Origin of the sequence: Actinophytocola sp. (genome assembly GCF_036002505.1) — a bacterium.
Taxonomy (GTDB): Bacteria; Actinomycetota; Actinomycetes; order Mycobacteriales; family Pseudonocardiaceae; genus DASYTH01.
Genome location: NZ_DASYTH010000345.1, coordinates 1 through 19,501, shown reverse-complemented (window position 1 = coordinate 19,501; position 19,501 = coordinate 1). Strand labels below are relative to the sequence as shown.

Sequence of the window (19,501 nt, the reverse complement as noted above, 5' to 3'; positions counted from 1 at the left end):
TCTGGCACGGCAGGGAGACGTCCCGGTTGGTGCACTCCGTTCTCGGACACCGTTCTGGTCAACAAGAAACGCACTCTTGAGGCAACCAGACATTTCGGCGCCGCAATGTTTTCGCTGACAAGAGCTCGCTCAGGCGAGGGAGGTCGTGTATGGACATCGTGGTAAAGGGCCGCAACGTCGAGATACCCGATCATTACCGGGTGCATGTGGAGGACAAGCTGGCCCGCCTGGAGCGGTACGACCGCAAGGTCATCCGCTTCGACGTCGAGCTGTTCCACGAACCCAACCGCCGGCAGTCCAAGAACTGCCAGCGGGTGGAGATCACCGGCATGGGCCGCGGGCCGGCCGTCCGGGCCGAGGCGTGCGCGGGCGACTTCTACGCCGCGCTCGACTTCGCGGTAACCAAGCTGGAGAACCGGTTGCGTCGCCTGCACGACCGCAGGCGCGTGCACTACGGGCGTCGAAGCCCCGCTTCCGTGGCCGAGGCCACGTCCACCCCTGTCGGCGCCGCGCAGAACGGCAACGGCGCTCTCACGAGGAGCGGAGCCGGTCACGCCGCCACCCAGACCGCCTTACTTCCGACGCAGGGGTCGGAGTACGGCGGCGCTCCCGAGGTCCCCGAACAGCGCTGGGACCCGGACGACAACCTGCCGGGCCGTATCGTGCGGGAGAAGTCCCATCCCGCCGCCCCGATGAGCGTCGACCAGGCTCTCTACCAGATGGAGCTGGTCGGGCACGACTTCTTCCTGTTCAACGACTCCGAATCGGGCCAGCCGAGCGTCGTCTACCGCCGCAGAGCATTCGACTACGGCGTCATCAGACTGACCTGACGCCAACCACCTCACAGGCCAACGGGTGCCCCGGGCGCGCCGTCGCTCCGGGGCACCTTCGTGCGTTCAACGCCTACGATGGCGAGGGAGTCGTAAACTCTAGCGCCTCGCTAGAGTGGATGTGGACGCCAAACCACCCAGCTAGTGAGGTCGATCTGATGGTGCTTGCCAGGATTCTGCGCGCGGGCGAGGGCAAGATTCTCAAGCGCTTGCGCACCATCGCGACGCACGTCAGCGCCCTCGAGGACGACGTCATCCACCTCTCCGACGCCGCGCTGCGGGCCATGACCGCGGAGTTCCGCAAGCGCCACGACGGCGGCGAGTCGCTGGACGACCTGCTGCCCGAGGCGTTCGCGGTGGCCCGCGAGGCGGCCAAGCGGGTGCTCGGCCAGCGGCCTTTCGACGTGCAGGTGATGGGTGGCGCGGCGCTGCACCTCGGCCAGGTCGCCGAGATGAAGACCGGTGAGGGCAAGACGCTCACCTGCGTGCTGCCCGCCTACCTCAACGCGATCGGCGGCGAGGGCGTGCACGTGGTCACCGTCAACGACTACCTGGCCAAGCGCGACGCCGAGTGGATGGGCCGGGTGCACCGCTTCCTGGGTGTGACCGTCGGCGTGATCCTCGGCGAGATGACCCCGGAGCAGCGCCGGGTGTCCTACCGGGCGGACATCACCTACGGCACCAACAACGAGTTCGGCTTCGACTACCTGCGCGACAACATGGCCTGGAGCCTGGACGACATGGTCCAGCGCGGGCACAACTTCGCCATCGTGGACGAGGTCGACTCGATCCTCATCGACGAGGCGCGCACCCCGCTGATCATCTCCGGCCCGGCCGACCAGTCCTCGCGCTGGTACCAGGAGTTCGCCCGGCTCGCCCCGCTGATGAAGTGCATCGACACCACCTCGCGGCTGACCAGGACCCCCAAGGAGAAGGAGGACCTGGCCGACGACATCGCCCGGCACCACTACGAGGTCGACTACCGCAAGCGCACCGTCGGCGTGACCGACAAGGGCGTGGCGTTCATCGAGGACCAGCTCGGCATCGACAACCTCTACGAGGCGGCGAACACCCCGCTGGTGGGCTTCCTGAACAACGCGCTGAAGGCCAAGGAGCTCTACAAGCGGGACAAGGAGTACCTGGTCCGCAACGGCGAGGTGCTCATCGTCGACGAGTTCACCGGCCGCATCCTCCCCGGCCGCCGCTACAACGAGGGCATGCACCAGGCCATCGAGGCCAAGGAGGGCGTGGAGATCAAGGCGGAGAACCAGACCCTCGCCACGATCACGCTGCAGAACTACTTCCGGCTCTACGACAAGCTTTCCGGCATGACCGGTACCGCCGAGACCGAGGCGGCCGAGTTCCACTCCACCTACAAGCTGGGTGTGGTGCCGATCCCGACCAACCAGCCGATGATCCGCGCCGACCAGTCGGACCTGATCTACAAGACCGAGGAGGCGAAGTTCCAGGCGGTCGCCGACGACATCGCCGAGCGGCACGAGAAGGGCCAGCCGGTGCTGGTCGGCACGACCAGCGTGGAGCGCTCCGAGTACCTGTCGAAGTTGTTGGTGCGCATGGGGGTTCCGCACAACGTGCTGAACGCCAAGCACCACGAGAAGGAGTCGGCGATCGTCGCCGAGGCCGGGCACAAGGGCGCGGTCACCGTGGCCACCAACATGGCCGGCCGCGGCACCGACATCATGCTCGGCGGAAACCCCGACCACATCGCGGAGAACGCGCTGCGGGCGCGCGGGCTGGATCCGGTGGAGACGCCGGACGAGTGGGTGGCGGCGCTGCCGGCGGCGCTGGAGAAGGCGCGCCTGGAGGTCAAGGCCGAGGCTGAGGAGGTCATCGCGGCCGGCGGCCTGTACGTGCTGGGCACCGAGCGGCACGAGTCGCGACGCATCGACAACCAGCTGCGCGGCCGGTCCGGCCGGCAGGGCGACCCCGGCGAGTCCCGGTTCTACCTGTCGCTGGGCGACGAGCTGATGCGGCGGTTCAACGCCGCGCTGGTCGAGCGCGTGATGGTGACCCTGCGGGTGCCGGACGACGTGCCGATCGAGGCCAAGATGGTCACCCGGGCGATCCGGAGCGCGCAGGGTCAGGTCGAGCAGCAGAACTTCGAGATCCGCAAGAACGTGCTCAAGTACGACGAGGTGATGAACAAGCAGCGCAAGGTCATCTACGGCGAGCGGCTGCGGGTGCTGCGCGGTGAGGACCTGCACGAGCAGGTCGAGCACATGATCAACGACGTGGTCACGGCGTACGTCGCGGAGGCGACCTCGGGTGGCTACGCCGAGGACTGGGACCTCGAGAAGTTGTGGACCGCGCTGAAGACGCTGTACCCGGTCGGCATCCGCCCGCAGGGCCTGCTGGAGCAGGAGGAGGACCTCACACCGGAGACCCTGCTCGAGACCGTGCTCGAGGACGCGCACGCGGCGTACGCCCGCCGCGACGCGGAGATCGAGGCGGTCGCCGGCCCGGGCAAGATGCGTGAGCTGGAGCGGTGGGTGCTGCTGCAGGTGCTGGACCGCAAGTGGCGCGAGCACCTGTACGAGATGGACTACCTCAAGGAGGGCATCCACCTGCGGCAGACCGCCCAGCGCGACCCGCTGATCGAGTACCAGCGGGAGGGCTACGACATGTTCATAGCCATGCTCGACGGCCTGAAGGAGGAGTCGGTCGGGTTCCTGTTCAACGCCCAGGTGGAGACCTCCGAGCAGCCCGCACAGCAGGCTCAGCCGGACGCCGCGACCGCGGAGCGGCTGGCCCGGGCGGCCCGCGCGGCCGAGCAGGCCGCGCTCGCGCAGAAGGCCGCCGAGGCCGAGCAGAGCAAGATCCCGCCGGCGCTGCGCGGCCGTACCCTCGGCGCCCCGACCCAGCAGCAGCTCACCTACAGTGGCCCGGCCGAGGGCGGCGGCGTCGCCTCCCACAGCGACGGCAACGGCTCCGCCCAGCGCGGTCAGGGCGGCGGCACCCGCCGCGAACGCCGCGCCGCCGAACGCGCCAACACCAAGCAGAACCAACCCCGCCGGGGAAAGGGCAAGCGCTAGTCCGCCTCTCCGGAATTTACTGCTGTCGTTGCGTTCCAGCTGGTGGTGCGGTTGCCGGGTGAATTGTGGCTGGGTGCCGTCACGGTCCCCTGAGGTGCGGTTGGTAACGCACCCGCGAGTCAGTCATGCCATCCGGCGCGCGTGGAGCGGGCGGAGGACCGTGCAGCGCCAGGCGCCGGCGTGGTGGACCATGCGGGCGGCGATGGCGATGACCGCGTCGCGGCGGAGGCCCGGAGTGGAGACGGTGACCGTGGCGCAGAGCTCGATGACGCCGCTGACCGGGCGGCAGGTGTGCAGCGAGCGCAGCCGGTGCTGGCTACCGGTGGTGTGCCGGGACCGGGTCAGCAACGACTCGTAGAGGTGCGCGCCGACGACGCCGCGGAGCTGGCCGATCGAGCGGCGGCCGTCGAGCACCTCGAGGATCAGGCAGAGCAGCCGCCGCAGCCGGTCCCGGGTCTGCCCGGGCTCGTCCCACACCGGTCCGTCGCCGAGCAGCCACGTGACCGGCGCCGGCGGTGGCGGCGGGAACTCCAGGAGCAGGTAGTCGGGCTCGTCCGGGTCCGGCGGGTACGGCAGCCGGGGCGGCTCGTACTCCGGCAGCGGGTACATCCGGACGGTCGAAAGCGCACTCACACCCTGATGAGGGCCGGCCCGTTCGAATCAGGTCAAACTTCACACATTCAGGTGACGGTGTTGAATCCTCGGCTCGGGCTTGGAGAGCAAGCTGACGACATTGACCGGCGGTTGGCAACGGGTAGGCCGGTTCCTCGAGCGGACCTCCGGCCCGCCCTCGATCACCGGAAGCCCTCGCGCCGGCGCACCAGTTCGAAGCACAGCACGGCCGCCGCGCTGGACACGTTGAGCGACTCGACACCGCCGGTCATCGGGATCGACACCCAGCGTGTGACCCGCGGGCGGACCGCGTCGCTCACCCCCGCCGACTCGCTGCCGAGCACGAACGCCGCGCGCGCCGGCAGGTCGACCGTGAAGATCGACTCGCGGGCGCCGGCGTCCAGTGCGAAGACCGGATACCCGGCCGCCCGCAACAACCCCACGGCCTCCTCGGCGGTGGCGCAGCGCAGCACCGGGGCGTGGAACGCGACCCCGGCCGACGCCTTGATCACCAACGGGTCGATGCCGGCGACTCCCCGGCGCGGCACCACGATCCCGTCCACCCCGGCCGCGGTCGCCGTGCGCAGGATCATCCCCACGTTGGCCGGCGTGGTGATCCCGTCCAGCACCAGCACCCGCCCCGGCGCGGACCTCGAGGACAGCGCGTCCGGCAGCCGGCGCATCCGCGGCGCCACCACGTCGGCCAGCACGCCCTGGTCCTGCTTTCCGTTACCCGCCAACACCTTCACCCGGTGCGCGGACGCCTGCGTCACCGGCACCCCGCGCCGCGAGGCCGCGTCCCGGATCTCCCGCACCGCCTCGCCCCGCGCGTTGTCGGCGATGATCACCTTGTTCACGGTGAGCCCCGGATCGTCCAGCGCCTCGAGCACGGGTTTCCGCCCGAACACCGTCACGAACCGGTCCTTGGGTGAGGGCGCGTCCACACCCCGCAGCTTTTCATGTGTGAAAGCATTCGGCGCATGGCCGACACGCGCATGCGGGTCTACATCCCGGCGACCCTCGCCATGCTGCGCACGCTGGCCGCGGACGGTGTGCTGACCGCGGTCAACAACACCGCGTTCGCGCTGACGCCGGCCCTGCGGGAGTACTACCGGGACGGCGAGGCCGAGGAGCTGGAGTACGCCGCGATGATGGAGGCCGCCCGCGCGTCGCTGCGGCTCATCGCCGCGGAGCAGCTCACCGACCCCAAGCCGATGTCCCGCCGGGCGGTGGTCGCGGCCGACGTGGAGGGCGTGAAGTTGCGCCCCGACCTGGACTATGCGGCGGTCCGGTTGCCCGGTCCGGTGAAGATCGCCGTGGTGGGTGCCGTGCACGTCGACACCGCGGAGGCCGAGGACGCGGTCCGGGCCGCCGCCGAGGTGATCGACGCGGCCGACCTCGGCGACCCCGACGCCGAGTTCGCCCTGGGCGAGGCCGAGGACCACGAGCTGTCCTGGTACGCCCCGCAGGAACTTCCGTTCCTTCTCGACCTGCTCTGAACCCTGGCGGCGGTAGCCCGGTGACCGCGCGGCACCCAGGGTGACAACAGAGCGCGCTCCGGCCGGAGGCACGTATTCGCGGTGGCAGGGCCTCAGTTGGCAGCGGGCCACCACGTTCCCGGACAGTGGCCCTGCCGGAGCGAATGCGTCAGCGCGCAAACCGGGCGGAAAATGAGGTGGAAGGATGAAGGCTGCCACGAGCAGCCTCACCACCAAGGAGCCACACACAATGGACGCGGTGACGTCGGTCCCCGAACCGGTCAACGAGCGGGTGCGCCTGTACGCGCCGGGCAGCGCCGAGCGGGAGTCGCTGCGGCGCCGGGTCGCCGAGCTGGAGGGGGAACGGGCCGAGCTCACCATGACCGTCGGCGGCGAGCGGCGGATGGCCGGCGGCGGGCGGGTCGACGTGGTGCAGCCTCATGATCACGCACATGTGCTCGGCGTGACCGCGCAGGCCACCGAGCACGACGTGGCGGACGCGGTGAGCGCGGCCAAGCAGGCCGCCCCGGCGTGGCGCGAGCTGCCGTTCGACGAGCGCGCGGCGATCCTGCTGCGCGCGGCGGACCTGCTGTCCGGCCCGTGGCGGGACACGCTGAACGCGGCGACCATGCTCGGCCAGTCCAAGACCGTGCAGCAGGCGGAGATCGACAGCGCCTGCGAGCTGATCGACTTCTGGCGGTTCAACGTGCATTTCGCCGCCCGGCTCCTGGCCGACCAGCCGGGCTCCTCACCGGGCATCTGGAACCGGTTCGACCACCGCCCGCTGGAGGGCTTCGTCACGGCGATCACCCCGTTCAACTTCACCGCGATCGGCGGAAACCTGCCCACCGCGCCCGCGCTCATGGGCAACACCGTGGTGTGGAAGCCGTCCCCGACGCAGCAACTCTCCGCGCACTACACGATGCGCCTGCTCGAGGCCGCCGGCCTGCCGCCCGGTGTGATCAACATGGTGACCGGCGACGGCGCCGCGGTGAGCACGGTGGCCATGACCGACCCCGACTTCGCCGGCCTGCACTTCACCGGCTCCACGAAGACGTTCAAGTTCCTCTGGCGCACCGTCGGCGAGCACCTGGACACCTACCGCGCCTACCCGCGGATCGTCGGCGAGACCGGCGGCAAGGACTTCGTCGTCGCGCACCCCTCGGCCGATCCCGCGTCGCTGGTCACCGGCCTCGTCCGGGGCGCCTTCGAGTACCAGGGCCAGAAGTGCTCGGCCGCCTCGCGCGCCTACATCGCCCGCTCCCTCTGGGACGGCGGCGTGCGCGAGCAACTCGTGGACACCACGAACGCGTTGTCGTTCGGTGACGTCACCGACTTCGCCAACTTCGGCGGCGCGGTGATCGACCGCCGGGCGTTCGAGAAGCACCAGGGCGTGCTGGAGATGGCCAGCGCCACGTCCTCCATCGAGGTGCTGGCCGGCGGCACGGCTGACGACTCCACGGGCTACTTCGTCCAGCCCACCGTCCTGCTCGGCACCGACCCGATGCACGAGCTGTTCACCACGGAGTGGTTCGGCCCGATCCTGGCCGTCTACGTCTACGACGACGCCGACTACGCCAAGGTGCTCGAGCTGGTGGACGGCTCCACCCCGTACGCGCTGACCGGCTCGGTGTTCGCCACCGACCGGGCCGCCGTCGAGCAGGCGCACCGGGCGCTGCGGTTCGCGGCCGGCAACTTCTACGTCAACGACAAGCCGACCGGCGCCGTGGTCGGCCAGCAGCCCTTCGGCGGCGGGCGCGGCTCGGGCACCAACGACAAGGCCGGCTGGGGCTACAACCTGCAGCGCTGGACCAGCCCGCGGACGGTCAAGGAGACCTTCGTACCGCCGACCGACCACACCTACCCGCACATGGGCTGAGTGGAGGGCGATGAAGGGGGCCTTTCTCACGCCCAGCGAGAGAAAGGCCCCCTTCATCGCATCCCGAGCTAGGTGCGGTCGGTCACCTGGTTGCCGGGTGGGGCGGCGACCTGGACCGGCTCGCCCCAGCGGGTGTAGTCGGTGGTGCTGGAGCGGCCGGGGAGGTCGACGGCGATCCGCACCGGCAGGTTCTCGCCGTCCAGCCAGAGCCGGTACGGGATCCGGGTGACGCCGCGTTTGGCCAGCTCCCGAAGGCTGCCCTGGACCACGGTGTCGCGCTCGGCGTCGATCAGCCGGGCGAGGTCGACGTCGATCGTGTACCGGGTGGTGGGCCGGCCGTCCGGGTGCTCGGTGGCGGTGCCGGTGACCGTGCCGGCGGTGCGGATCTTCTCCAGCTGCCGCCCGATGTCGGCCTGCTCGATCATGGCGTCGGCCAGGTCGGCGCTGCCGGCGGCGAACCGGGTCCAGGGCCGGGCCGACCGCTCGGTCTGCGGCAGCCGCAGGTAGATCACCTTGTCCAGCAGGATGAACCGGGCCGGTCCGAGGGCGCTGGACATGCTGAAGTCCGCGGCGACGTCGGGGGAGACCCGGTAGTCGCCCTGCCCGGTGGTGCCCCCGGCCGTCTGGAACGTGACGTGGGCGCTCCTCCGGCTCGCCGTCTGCGCCGTTACGCTGGCCGCCAGTGCGCCGACGTCGGGAGTCTCAGGGGCGCCGGTCCCGGCGCACCCGCTCAACACCAGCAGTGCCGTCCGCATTGGCGGAGGGTAGCCGGACGGTCACTTACCCGATGGGGCGAACCACGCCGCCCCGAACGTGGGCCGTTCCGGGCGCCAGCCGGTGGCTTCGGTCAGCCGGTGCGAGACCACCCGGTGCGAGCGGGCCAGCGACCTGAACTGCCCGACCAGCATCGCGCCCGACATGACGCGGCCCTTTGGCACACCCGCGGCCTCGGCCACCACCTGAGCGATCTCGGACTTGCGGGCGGGGGTGGCACCGACGTTGTAGACCCCGCTCGGTGCGCTCAGCGCGGCTACCGCTCCGGCGGCCGCGTCGGACGGGTGGATCGCGGTGAACCAGCCGTCCGGGTCGCCGTACATCACCGGCGCCCTGAACTTCGCCATGCGCATCAGCATCCGCGCCATCGGCTCGTCACCGACCAGCGCCGCGATCCGCAGCCGCACCCCGACCCGGTCGCCCGACTCGGCGAACCGGGCGACGTTGGCGTGCGCCTCCAGCGAGGTCCGGAGCGGCCCGACCGCGTCGAGCGGCGCGTCCTCGTCCAGCTCGGCGTCGCCGCCGTCGGCGTAGACGAACGAGATGCCCTCCTGCACGATCACCCGGACATCGGCGTTCAGCGCCGCCTCGACCAGGTTCCGGCTGCCCTCCGACCGCACCCGGTCGTTCTCCGCCATGCCGCGCACCATCCGCAGACCGGTCGGGATCCGGGTGGCCAGGTTGACCACACCCACGCACCCGTCGAGCGCCTTGGCCAGCGAGTCCGCGTCGAACAGGTCCCCGATCACCGGCTCGATGCCGAGCCCCCGCACGGCCGCAGCCCGCTCCTCGTTGCGCGCCAAGCCGGTCACCCGGTGCCCGGCGGCCAGCAGTCGCGGCACCGCCTCCCGACCGAGCACCCCGGTCGCTCCGATCAGCAACACCCGCATCGCGCTTCACCCTCCCGTCGGTCTCCCTGGATCGGACGAGGCGACGGTCGAAGATGTGACAGGGGGTTCAGCGTGGCAGCTCGGCGACCTCGGCGGCGGGCGGGGCGGTCACGTCGACCGGCTTGCCCCAGTCGGTGTAGTCGATGGTCATCTTGACCTGCTCGGTCTTCTGGCTGGTCGGGTCGGTGAACGGGATGTTCAGGGCGATCCGCGCCGGCAGGTTCTCCGCGTCCAGCCAGACGTCCACCGGGAAGTTCTGCACGCCGGCCTTGGTCGCCTCCTCCAGCGCCTTCTTCTGGTCGGCGTCGCTCTGCTTGGCCACCAGCTTCTTGACGTCGATGGTCAGCGTGTAGTGCGTGGTGTCCCTGCCGTTCAGCGACTCGGTTTTGGTGCCGGTGATCTCGCCGGCGCCCTCGAGCAGCTTGAGCGTCTGGGACGGGTCGCCGTTCTCCTTCATCTGCTTCACCGCGGAGCCCAGCGCCTTCGACAGCGGGTCCGCGCCCTTGGTGTCGATCTTGAGCCAGGACTTGCCGGGCTCCAGCTCCTCGGGCAGCTTGACGTAGAAGGCGTCGTCGACGAATCGCATGGTCACCTCGGCCATCTCCGGGATCGCCATCTTGAGGTCCATCGCCGGCTTGGCGCCGAACCGCACGTCGCCTTCGCCGCCCAACGCCTGCCCGCTGCCCTCCACCGAGATATTGAGGTGGGCACCCTGCTTCGCCGCGCTCGTCTCGCTGACCCGCTGGGCCAGCAGGGTGAGCGTGTTGATCTCCGGGTTGGCGGCGGCGGCGGGACCGGGGCTACCGGCCTGCTTCGACGTGCAGCCGGACAGCACCAGCGCCGCGATCGCCGTCATGCCGGCAAGTGCGGCCGTTCCTCGCTTCATCTGCTTATCCCTCCGGATAATCGTCGAGGCCCGCGCGCGACGCTAGCAGGCGGCGCAGCGAGGCCAACCGGCCGACGCTCGCCGCGCCATCCGCGGTGACCACGTCCAGCATGCAGTCCGGGTCCTCGGGCGGGCCGCGGTGACCGCAGTTGGACGGGCACTCCTCGGCGGCTTCCATGAACTCCGGGAACGCGTCGACGATATCGTTCGGCTGGATGTGGGCGAGGCCGAATGACCGAATGCCCGGGGTGTCCACCACCCAGCCTCCTCTCCCGGGGAGCGGCAGTGCGACGGCGGTGACCGAGGTGTGCCGGCCCTTGCCGACCGCGCTCACCGCGCCGATCGCCCGCTCGGCGTCCGGCACCAGCTTGTTCACCAGCGTCGACTTCCCCACGCCAGAGTGCCCGACCAGGGCGGAAACCTTGTGCGCCAACGTATTCCGCAGCTCGACCGGGTCCTCGTCGTGCCGGGTGACCAGCACCGGCACCTCGAGGTCGGCGTACGCGGCGAGCAGCACGGCGGGGCTGGCCAGGTCGGCCTTGGTCAGGCACAGCACGGGTTTGAGCCCGCCGGCGTACGCGGCGACCAGGCACCGGTCGATGAAACCAGTGCGCGGCGGCGGATCCGCCAGCGAGCAGACGATCAGCAGCCGCTCGGCGTTGGCCACGACGACCCGCTCGTACGGGTCGTTGTCGTCGGCGGTGCGGCGCAGCACGCTGCTCCGGTCGGCCACCCGGACCACCCGGGCGAGCGTGTCCGGCCGGCCCGACGTGTCCCCGACCAGGTCCACCAGGTCGCCGACCACGATGGGGGTCCGGCCCAGCTCGCGGGCGCGCATGGCGACCACCGCACGCTCCGGGTCGAGGTCGAGCGCGCAGGTCCAGCGCCCGCGGTCCACCTCGACCACCATGGCCGCCTGGGCGTCCGCGTGCTCCGGCCGCAGCTTGCTCCGCGGCCGGGTGCCCCGCCCTGGACGGACCCGAACGTCCGCCTCGTCCAGCCGCCGCCAGTCGTTCCGCCGGCCTCTCCCTGTCACGCCAGCACCTCGCAAGCTCGGAGCTGGCCAGCCCCGTCTCCTCGCAGGCCCGGCGACGGGGCAGTGCCTGACGGTTCGCTCGCAAGCTCGCTCACGGGCTGAGCATTCCGTTCCACAGACCGGGAAAGTCGGGGATTGTCTTCGCGGTGGTGCCGATGTCGTCCACCCGGACGCCGGGCACGACAAGCCCGATGATCGCGCCCGCGGTGGCCATCCGGTGGTCGGCGTAGGCGTGCCAGTCGCCGCCGTGCAGCGGTGCGGGGCGGATGGCGAGGCCGCCCTCGGTCTCGGTGACGTCGCCGCCGAGGCCGTTCAGTTCGGTGCGCAGCGCGGCCAGCCGGTCGGTCTCGTGGCCGCGCAGGTGCGCGATCCCGCGCAGCACGGACGGACTTCCGGCGAGCGCGGCAAGGGCGGCCACGGTCGGGGTCAGCTCGCCCGCGTCGTGCAGGTCGATGTCCACTCCGGACAGCCGGGCGGGTCCGGTCACGGTCAGGCCGTCGGCGGAAAGCGTTACCTCACAACCCATCCGGGCGAGAACCTCGCGGATCAGATCGCCCGCCTGGGTGGTTTCGGAAGGCCAGCCCGGCACGGTCACCGCACCGCCGGTGACCGCGGCCGCGGCCAGGAACGGTGTGGCGTTGGACAGATCCGGCTCCACCGCCCAGTCCCGGGGCGCGACCGGGCCCGGCGCCACCCGCCAGGTGTTCGGCTCGGCGTCGTCCACCTCGACGCCCGCCTCGCGCAGCATCGACACGGTCATCTCGATGTGCGGCAGGGACGGCACGGGTTTGCCGTCGTGGTGCACGGTCACACCCTTGTCGTAGCGGGCGCCGGAGAGCAGCAGGCCGGACACGAACTGCGAGGACGCGGACGCGTCGATGGTGACCGTGCCGCCCGGCGTCGCGCCGGTGCCGTGCAGGGTGAACGGCAGCGCATCGCCGTCGAGCTGGACTCCCAGTGCCCGCAACGCGTTCAGCACCGTCTCGATGGGACGCTCGCGGGCCCGCGGGTCGCCGTCGAACCGGATCTCCCCGTCGGCCAGCGCCGCCGCGGGCGGAACGAAGCGCATGACCGTGCCGGCCAGGCCGCAGTCGATCTCCGCCGGGCCGCGGAACCCCTCGTGCTTTCCGGTACGCACCAACCCGTTCGCGTCCGCCTCGACCGGGACCCCCAGCGCGCGCAACGCGTTCAGCATGAGCTCGGTGTCCCGGCTGGCCGGCACGCCGTGCACGGCCGCGGGTCGCTCGGACAGCGCCGCCAGCAGCAGCGCCCGGTTTGTGATCGACTTGGAGCCCGGGACCGATACGGTGGCCCGAACCGGGCCCGTGGCCACGGGCGCCGACCATGGGTGCGTCATGGGTATAGATGATCCCCGATTACCGGGTCGCCTGTGTCGGTGGGACGTGTCACGATCGATGCTGGAGGTGTTTCGTTTGTGTGGGAGGTATAGCGCGTCGAAGGATCCGGCGACCCTGGCCGCGGAGTTCGACGCGGTGGACGCCACGGACGAGGCCGACACCCGGCCGGACTACAACGTCGCGCCCACCCGGGAGAAGATCACCGTCGTCGAGCGGCACCCGCGGGACGAGGAGGGCACGCCCGACCCGGACACCACCGTGCGCAGCCTGCGGGTGATGCGCTGGGGGCTCGTTCCGTTCTGGGCCAAGGACAAGTCGGTCGGCGCCAAGATGATCAACGCGCGGTCCGAGAGCGTGGGCAGCAAGCCGGCGTTCAAGAGCTCGCTGGCCAAGCGGCGCTGCCTGGTGCCGGCCGACGGCTGGTACGAGTGGCGCCGCGACGGCAAGGTCAAGCAGCCGTTCTTCATGACCCCGGCGGACGGCTCCAGCATCGCCATGGCCGGGCTGTGGTCCACCTGGAAGGACAAGGAAGCCGACGCCGAGGCTGACCCGCTGGTCAGCTACACCATCCTGACCACGGACGCGATCGGCCAGCTCACCGAGATCCACGAGCGGATGCCGCTGCTGCTGCCCCGGGAGTCCTGGGCGGCCTGGCTGAACCCCGACCTCGAGGACGTCTCGGAGCTGCTCACACCGACGCCGGAGCTGGTCGCCGCGCTGGAGCTGCGGCCGGTGTCGGACGCGGTGAACAGCGTGCGCAACAACGGCCCGGAGCTGATGGCCCGGCACGAGCCCGCGCCGTCCCTGGACGAGCCGGCGCTGTTCGACCCGGCGTCGGGGCAATGACCACCAGCGAGATCGAGACCGCGCACGGCCTGGCCCGGGCCGAGCTGCACTGCGTGCCCGAGGGCCGGGCGGTGCTGCTGCTGGGGCACGGTGCCGGCGGTGGCATCGGCGCGCCCGACCTGGTGGCCGCCGCCCGCGGGGCCCGCGCCGCCGGCGTGCACGTGGCGCTGGTCGAGCAGCCCTACCGGGTGGCCGGGCGCCGCTTCCCCGCGCCGGCCCCGCAGCTCGACTCCGCCTGGCTCACCGTCGCCGAGCAACTGGAGAAGGAGTTCTTCGCCGACCTGCCACAGGTGTTCGGCGGCCGCTCGTCAGGCGCCCGGGTCGCCTGCCGCACGGCCGCCGACGGTGGCGCCGTGGCCGTGGTCTGCCTGGCGTTTCCGGTGCACCCGCCGGGCAAGCCGGACAAGACCCGCCAGCCCGAGCTGGACGGCGTCGAGGTCCCCACCCTCGTCGTCCAGGGCGACAACGACCCGTTCGGCCGCCCCACCGCCGCCCACCACCGCGAGGTCGTCCTGTTCCCCGGCGACCACTCCCTCAAACGCGACGCCACCGGCATCTCCCGCACCGTCGAGGAATGGCTCGACCGCATCCTCCGCCCACTGGGCTAACGCGCGACGTCCACCCATCCACACCCCGCCCACCTGTCCACAGCCAGCCCAAAAGTCGATCACCCGTACCGTTTCCGCCGGTAGAATGGCCACCGGGCCCCCACCCAAACGGGTGGGGGGTGGGTTCGTGGGCCGTCGAGGGCCGAGCTTCAGGGCCCGGCGATGGGGGCGAGCTTGGCGCCGAGGATGCGGGTCAGGTCGGCGGGCGACAGCTCGATCTCCAGGCCGCGCCGGCCGGCGGAGCAGAACAGGGTGGGCAGCGCCGAGGCGGACGAGTCGAGCACGGTGGGCAGGCGCTTGCGCTGGCCGAGCGGTGAGATCCCGCCGGCCACGTAGCCCGTGGCGCGCTCGGCCGCAGTGACGTCCGCCATCTTCGCCCGCTTGCCGCCGACCGCCGCCGCCAGCGCCTTCAGGTCGAGCTGCGCGGACACCGGCACGATGCCGACGACGAGGTTGCCGTCGACCTCCGCGAGCAGGGTCTTGAACACCTGCTCGGGTGGCACGCCGAGCGCCTCCGCGGCTTCCAGCCCGAAGGAGGTGTGCCGCGGATCATGCTCGTAGGAGTGCACCGTGTGCGCGACCTTCTGCCTGGTCAGCAGCACCGTCGCCGGGGTCCCGCGTCCTGCCATGCGGGTAAGGGTAGGGAATGCCGCGCGGGGCCTTACGCGTTGTCTCACGACGTGCTGACCGTGTTGCGATCGGCGGGCGCCAGGACGCCCCGCGTATCCTCGAAGAGATCCCGTGCATGCAGAATCACGGAAAGATCCCTGGAAGGGAGTGCGGTGCCGAGCACCGATACCCAGACCAACGCCAGGCCGGAGAGCGCGGAGGAGCGGGCGGAGCGGTTCGAGCGGGACGCGATGCCCATGCTGGACCAGCTCTACTCGGCGGCCCTGCGGATGACCCGCAACCCCGCCGACGCCGAGGACCTGGTGCAGGAGACCTACCTCAAGGCGTACGCGGCGTTCGAGTCGTTCCGCGCCGGTACGAACCTGAAGGCCTGGCTCTACCGCATCCTCACCAACACCTACATCAACGGGTATCGCAAGCGGCAACGCCAACCGGTCCAGCAGCCCACCGAGGAGATCACCGACTGGCAGCTGGCCCAGGCCGAGAGCCACACCTCCTCCGGGCTGCGGTCCGCCGAGATCGAGGCGATGGACCGGCTGCCGGACACGGACGTCAAGGAAGCGCTTCAGCAGCTTCCCGAGGAGTTCCGGCTCGCGGTATATCTAGCCGACGTCGAAGGCTTCGCCTACAAGGAGATCGCGGAGATCATGGGTACGCCGATCGGCACCGTGATGTCCCGGTTGCACCGCGGCCGCCGGATGCTGCGTGATCTCCTGGCGGATGTTGCGCGTGAGCGCGGGTTCCTGCGCTCGGCCGAGCGAGAGGTGGCCGGGTCATGAGCTGCGGCAAACCCCACGAAACGGACTGCTCCGAGGTGCTCGCCGAGGTGTGGCTGTTCCTCGACCACGAGTGCGACCAGGGCCGGCGCGCCAAGCTGGAGCAGCACCTCGACGAGTGCAGCCCCTGCCTGGAGCACTACGGCCTCGACGAGCACCTGAAGACGTTGCTGGCCAGCAAGTGCGGTGGCGAGCACGCCCCGGACGCGCTGAAGGAGCGGCTCCGCGCCAAGATCAGGAAGACCGTGCTGGAGCGCGGCGGCGTCCCTAGTCCGCCTCCCCGGAATTAACTGCTGTTGTCGCGTTCCAGCGAACGGTGGGGGTGGCGGGTTGATTGTGGCTGGGTTGCGTCACGGTCCCCTGAGGTGCGGTTGGTCGGGGCGAACCTTCCAACCTAAGCCTGGCTGTGGGGGCGCTTGCCGTGGTTGGCCGAGCTCTTCTTGCGGTCGCGACGCTTGCGGGCGCGCTTCGACATTCCCGGTCTCCTGCCTGTTAACGGTATGTGCCGGACAATTTTGGCACGTCTGAGTTGTCGGCCGGCGGCCGCCCGGCCGTGGTTGGATTGCCCCGACGCCCCGTTGCGGCTTCGAGGGAGGACTGTCCATGGCCGAGGAGATCCACGCCGAGATGGTGGCCAACGTGCTGAAGGTCGTGGGCTACGAGGGCCAGCCCGTCGGTGAGGGCGACACGGTGGTGATCCTCGAGTCGATGAAGATGGAGATCCCGGTGCTCACCGAGACCTCGGGCACACTCACCAAGATCGCAGTGCGGGAGGGCGACGTGGTCCAGGAGCACGATCTCATCGCGGTGGTCGAGTAGTTCTTGTCCACACTTTCCGACCTCCTCGCCGAGCACACCAGCCTGTCCACGGCGCATGTCGACCACCTGCAGCTGGTGGTCGCGGAGTGGCAGCTGCTGGCCGACCTGTCGTTCGCCGACTTCCTGCTCTGGGTGCAGGTCGACGACGAGGAGAGTGCCGACGGCACCGAGTTCCTCTGCGTGGCGCAGGCCCGCCCGACGACCGCGCTGACCGCGCACGGCGAGGACGTCGTGGGCAGCCGGGTGGACGCGCGCGAGCATCCCCAACTGCGCAAGGCGATCGCCGAGCGGCGGATCTGCCGCGAGGAGGATCCGCGGTGGTACCAGGGGGGTGTGCCGGCGGCCGGGGAAGCCGGCGCCGTGCCTCCGCGCAACGCCGTTCCGGTGCGCCGCGAGACGATCCCGGTGACGCACGCCGGCGAGGTGATCGCGGTGCTGTCCCGGGAGACGAACCTGGCCGTGCCGCGGGTGCCGAGCTCGCTGGAGATCGCCTACCTCGGGGTGGCCGGCGACCTGTGCCAGATGGTGGCCGACGGCAGCTTCCCGACCGCCGAGCCGTCCCCGGGCGCGCACACCAGCCCGCGGGTCGGCGACGGCCTGATCCGCCTGGACTCCACCGGCACCGTGGTGTTCGCCAGCCCCAACGCCAAGTCGGCGTACCACCGGATGGGCCACGCCGCGGACCTGGTCGGCGCCCGCCTGGTGCCGTTGACCCGCACGCTGATCGCGGACCCGTTCGACGCCACCGAGGTGGCCCAGCGCATCCTGGCCGCGCTGGACGGCCAGCCGAGCATCCGGGTGGAGGCCGAATCGCGGCGCGGCGCCACGGTGCTGTTCCGGGCGCTGCCGCTGCGCCCGGCACGCCAGCCGGCCGGCGCCCTGGTGCTGGTCCGCGACGTGACCGAGGTGCGCCGCCGGGACCGCGCGCTGCTCTCGAAGGACGCCACCATCCGGGAGATCCACCATCGGGTGAAGAACAACCTGCAGACCGTGGCCGCGTTGCTGCGCCTGCAGTCCCGGCGGGCCACCAGCCCGGAGGCCAAGGAGGCGCTGGCCGAGTCCATGCGCCGGGTGGCCGCCATCGCCATGGTGCACGAGACGCTGTCCACCTCCGTCGACGAGCGGGTGGACCTGGATGCCTTGGTGGACAAGGTGATCCCGGTCGTCGGCGACGTCGCGGCGGCGGAGAGCCAGGTCAAGGTGCGCAAGCTCGGCCAGTTCGGCGTCGTCTCGGCCGAGGTCGCCACCCCGCTGGTGATGGTGCTGACCGAGCTCGTCCAGAACGCCGTCGGGCACGCCTACCCACCGGGCCGGTCCGGTGAGGTCCAGGTCTGCGCCGAACGCTCCACCCGCTGGCTCGACGTCGTGGTCAGCGACGACGGCCGCGGGCTGCCGCGTGGCTTTTCCCTGGAACGCGACGACGGCCTGGGCCTGCAGATCGTGCGCACCCTGGTGGAAACCGAGCTCCGCGGCTCACTGTCACTGCGCCGCCGCGACCCCCGCGGCACCGAGGCGGTGCTAAGAATCCCGCTCTCCCACCGCCGCTAGGACGATCGGGGGGTCCGGGGGGCGAAGCCCCTCCGGCCGGGGGTCTGGGGGCTTGGCCCCCAGAAGACACAAACGAGCGACGTGGTCCACGCTTTCCGTGGACACACGCCGCCCGGTGCTCGTTGCGTCTAGGCGTTGCTGCGTTGCCGGGTCCGAGAGGAACGCCGCTTGACGGCGCGTCGCTCGTCCTCGCTCATCCCGCCCCATACGCCCGCATCCTGACCGCTTTCGAGCGCCCAGGCCAGGCAGTTGGAAGCGACGGTGCAGCGGTGGCAAACGGCCTTCGCCTCGGCGATCTGCAGCAACGCTGGCCCGCTGGTCCCCACGGGGAAGAACAGCTCGGGGTCCTCGTCACGGCAGGCCGCGCGGTGGCGCCAGTCCATCTCTACTTGCTCCTCGCTAGGCGCGGTTGGTCGCGCCACTTGTCGTCATCCGGTCGTCGGGGTGCTTGTGAATGCTTTCACGAACCAGCTAGATGTCAAGGGTTCTCATCCACCCGGTGCGTGAACTCACCCGAAAGTGGCTGGTAGGCGGCCTGTAGATGCAGAGGGTAACGATTGGGTCTCGATCACACCACGACCGTCAGCGCCCCGGGCGCCGAGCTGAACTCGACACTGGTCCGCTCCCCGATCAGGTCCCCGTCGCACTGCACCTGAACGGGTTGCTCGGTGGATACCCGGATGAGTGGCACATCATCCCGCCGGAGCAGTTTTCCTCCGCGAGTTTCGCCCTGGCGACTGGTCGCCTGCCGAAGATGGCGCAGCACGGTGGGCAGCCGCAGGCTGCGGAGCGCGAAAACGCCGAGCCCGCCGTCGAACGAGCATCCCCGGTTCAGGTGAATGGCGCGGTCACCCAGATAGGTCCACGGATCGGTGTTGGACACGAACACCAGCCGCAGGTCGGACACCGGTTCCTCGCCCGGGAGATGCACCGTCAACCGCGGCCGGCCGTGCGTGGGCCGCAGGTACCGGGCCAGTGCGACCCGGGCGTACAGCGCCGGGCTGGCCCGCTTTCCACGGCGCCGGTCGACGTCGGCGACCACTTCGGCGTCCCAGCCGACCCCCGCGCTGAACGTGAACCAGCGCCCCGGCGAGCCGTTCGACGTGACCCGGCCAAGGCCGACCGCGCGGTCACGCCCCTCGGCGATCGCGAGCAGTAGCTGATGCGCTGCCTCGATCGGGTGACGAGGCAGTCCCAAAGCCCGGGCGAAGACGTTGGCCGAGCCACCGGGCACGATGCCGAGCTTGGGCACCGCGCCGCCGGCACCGCCGGTCAGCAGGCCGTTCACCACCTCGTTGACCGTGCCGTCCCCGCCGTGCGCGACGACCAGGTCGACCCCCTCGACGGCGGCCCGGGCCGCGGCCGCCTGGGCGTGCCCGCGGTAGTCGGTCTCGACCACCTCGAGCTTCACCTGGCTGGCCAGTGCGTGCGCGAGCACGTCCCGGCCGGCGGCCGTCGTCGCGGTCGCCTTGGGATTC

General features: G+C 70.9%; 21 protein-coding genes. 10 read left to right on the top strand and 11 right to left on the bottom strand.

The features are described from left to right. Nucleotides 1-149 precede the first annotated feature (149 nt). Both hpf and secA read left to right on the top strand, forming a co-directional pair. Nucleotides 150-830 carry a ribosome hibernation-promoting factor, HPF/YfiA family gene (hpf, locus tag VGR06_RS30140; RefSeq protein ID WP_327562546.1) on the top strand — a complete coding sequence of 227 codons (681 nt, stop codon included), beginning with the start codon at nucleotides 150-152 and terminating at the stop codon, nucleotides 828-830. 158 nt (nucleotides 831-988) lie between these two features. Continuing rightward, the gene (gene secA / locus VGR06_RS30135; protein WP_327562545.1) at nucleotides 989-3,883 is read left to right on the top strand and encodes a preprotein translocase subunit SecA; all 2,895 of its coding nucleotides are present in this window, start codon (nucleotides 989-991) and stop codon (nucleotides 3,881-3,883) included. A gap of 123 nt (nucleotides 3,884-4,006) precedes the next feature. Here secA and VGR06_RS30130 read toward each other — a convergent pair whose 3' ends face one another. After that, entirely contained in the window at nucleotides 4,007-4,516 is a 510-nt protein-coding gene (locus tag VGR06_RS30130; RefSeq protein ID WP_327562544.1) for an Rv3235 family protein, read from the bottom strand. A 161-nt stretch (nucleotides 4,517-4,677) separates the two neighbouring features. After that, entirely contained in the window at nucleotides 4,678-5,409 is a 732-nt protein-coding gene (locus VGR06_RS30125; protein WP_327562543.1) for an RNA methyltransferase, read from the bottom strand. An 81-nt stretch (nucleotides 5,410-5,490) separates the two neighbouring features. On the opposite strand from VGR06_RS30125, the gene VGR06_RS30120 reads away from it, so the two are divergent. Together VGR06_RS30120 and pruA are read left to right on the top strand one after the other, a co-directional pair. Beyond that, nucleotides 5,491-5,994, top strand: coding sequence for a DUF6912 family protein (locus VGR06_RS30120; RefSeq protein WP_327562567.1), 504 nt, complete (start codon nucleotides 5,491-5,493; stop codon nucleotides 5,992-5,994). A gap of 229 nt (nucleotides 5,995-6,223) precedes the next feature. Further along, nucleotides 6,224-7,852, top strand: a complete 1,629-nt coding sequence (pruA, locus tag VGR06_RS30115) for an L-glutamate gamma-semialdehyde dehydrogenase (RefSeq protein WP_327562566.1) — start codon at nucleotides 6,224-6,226, stop codon at nucleotides 7,850-7,852. Between the two features lie 68 nt (nucleotides 7,853-7,920). Here the strand turns inward: pruA and VGR06_RS30110 are convergent, their stop codons facing one another. The 5 genes from VGR06_RS30110 to aroA form a co-directional block, all read right to left on the bottom strand. Continuing rightward, on the bottom strand, nucleotides 7,921-8,607 hold the full coding sequence (locus VGR06_RS30110) for a hypothetical protein (RefSeq protein WP_327562542.1): 687 nt from the start codon (nucleotides 8,605-8,607) through the stop codon (nucleotides 7,921-7,923). A 21-nt stretch (nucleotides 8,608-8,628) separates the two neighbouring features. Continuing rightward, entirely contained in the window at nucleotides 8,629-9,516 is an 888-nt protein-coding gene (locus tag VGR06_RS30105; protein WP_327562541.1) for an NAD-dependent epimerase/dehydratase family protein, read from the bottom strand. A 67-nt stretch (nucleotides 9,517-9,583) separates the two neighbouring features. Beyond that, nucleotides 9,584-10,402: a hypothetical protein gene (locus VGR06_RS30100; RefSeq protein WP_327562540.1), complete on the bottom strand. Its 819-nt coding sequence runs from the start codon at nucleotides 10,400-10,402 to the stop codon at nucleotides 9,584-9,586. Nucleotides 10,403-10,406: 4 nt separating this feature from the next. Then, nucleotides 10,407-11,438 carry a ribosome small subunit-dependent GTPase A gene (rsgA, locus tag VGR06_RS30095; RefSeq protein WP_327562539.1) on the bottom strand — a complete coding sequence of 344 codons (1,032 nt, stop codon included), beginning with the start codon at nucleotides 11,436-11,438 and terminating at the stop codon, nucleotides 10,407-10,409. A gap of 91 nt (nucleotides 11,439-11,529) precedes the next feature. Beyond that, complete coding sequence (gene aroA, locus VGR06_RS30090; protein ID WP_327562538.1) at nucleotides 11,530-12,795, bottom strand: 3-phosphoshikimate 1-carboxyvinyltransferase; 1,266 nt, start codon at nucleotides 12,793-12,795, stop codon at nucleotides 11,530-11,532. A gap of 76 nt (nucleotides 12,796-12,871) precedes the next feature. Here aroA and VGR06_RS30085 point away from each other — a divergent pair, with 76 nt between their 5' ends. Together VGR06_RS30085 and VGR06_RS30080 are read left to right on the top strand one after the other, a co-directional pair. Next, a complete protein-coding gene (locus VGR06_RS30085; protein WP_327562537.1) occupies nucleotides 12,872-13,642 on the top strand; it encodes an SOS response-associated peptidase in 771 nt (256 codons plus the stop codon). Further along, nucleotides 13,639-14,250, top strand: a complete 612-nt coding sequence (locus tag VGR06_RS30080; RefSeq protein WP_327562536.1) for an alpha/beta family hydrolase — start codon at nucleotides 13,639-13,641, stop codon at nucleotides 14,248-14,250. Before VGR06_RS30085 ends, VGR06_RS30080 begins: the two co-directional genes overlap by 4 nt. Nucleotides 14,251-14,399: 149 nt before the next feature. Here VGR06_RS30080 and ybaK read toward each other — a convergent pair whose 3' ends face one another. Further along, nucleotides 14,400-14,879 (bottom strand): Cys-tRNA(Pro) deacylase, encoded by a 480-nt coding sequence (gene ybaK / locus VGR06_RS30075; RefSeq protein WP_327562535.1) that lies wholly within the window; start codon nucleotides 14,877-14,879, stop codon nucleotides 14,400-14,402. Nucleotides 14,880-15,032: 153 nt separating this feature from the next. On the opposite strand from ybaK, the gene VGR06_RS30070 reads away from it, so the two are divergent. Beyond that, a complete protein-coding gene (locus tag VGR06_RS30070) occupies nucleotides 15,033-15,659 on the top strand; it encodes a sigma-70 family RNA polymerase sigma factor (RefSeq protein ID WP_327562534.1) in 627 nt (208 codons plus the stop codon). Continuing rightward, complete coding sequence (gene rsrA, locus VGR06_RS30065) at nucleotides 15,656-15,946, top strand: mycothiol system anti-sigma-R factor (RefSeq protein ID WP_327562533.1); 291 nt, start codon at nucleotides 15,656-15,658, stop codon at nucleotides 15,944-15,946. Before VGR06_RS30070 ends, rsrA begins: the two co-directional genes overlap by 4 nt. A 104-nt stretch (nucleotides 15,947-16,050) precedes the next feature. Here the strand turns inward: rsrA and VGR06_RS44085 are convergent, their stop codons facing one another. Continuing rightward, the gene (locus VGR06_RS44085; protein ID WP_414637366.1) at nucleotides 16,051-16,131 is read right to left on the bottom strand and encodes a 50S ribosomal protein bL37; all 81 of its coding nucleotides are present in this window, start codon (nucleotides 16,129-16,131) and stop codon (nucleotides 16,051-16,053) included. A gap of 128 nt (nucleotides 16,132-16,259) precedes the next feature. Between VGR06_RS44085 and VGR06_RS30060 the strand changes: the two genes are divergently transcribed. After that, nucleotides 16,260-16,475: a biotin/lipoyl-binding carrier protein gene (locus VGR06_RS30060; RefSeq protein ID WP_327562532.1), complete on the top strand. Its 216-nt coding sequence runs from the start codon at nucleotides 16,260-16,262 to the stop codon at nucleotides 16,473-16,475. Nucleotides 16,476-16,478: 3 nt separating this feature from the next. After that, the gene (locus VGR06_RS30055) at nucleotides 16,479-18,023 is read left to right on the top strand and encodes a sensor histidine kinase (protein ID WP_327562531.1); all 1,545 of its coding nucleotides are present in this window, start codon (nucleotides 16,479-16,481) and stop codon (nucleotides 18,021-18,023) included. Between the two features lie 128 nt (nucleotides 18,024-18,151). On the opposite strand, the gene VGR06_RS30050 is transcribed toward VGR06_RS30055, so the two are convergent. Together VGR06_RS30050 and VGR06_RS30045 are read right to left on the bottom strand one after the other, a co-directional pair. Continuing rightward, complete coding sequence (locus VGR06_RS30050) at nucleotides 18,152-18,406, bottom strand: WhiB family transcriptional regulator (protein ID WP_327562530.1); 255 nt, start codon at nucleotides 18,404-18,406, stop codon at nucleotides 18,152-18,154. Nucleotides 18,407-18,591: 185 nt separating this feature from the next. Next, nucleotides 18,592-19,501 (bottom strand): diacylglycerol/lipid kinase family protein (locus VGR06_RS30045; RefSeq protein WP_327562529.1); only part of this gene is annotated, 910 nt, incomplete at its 5' end.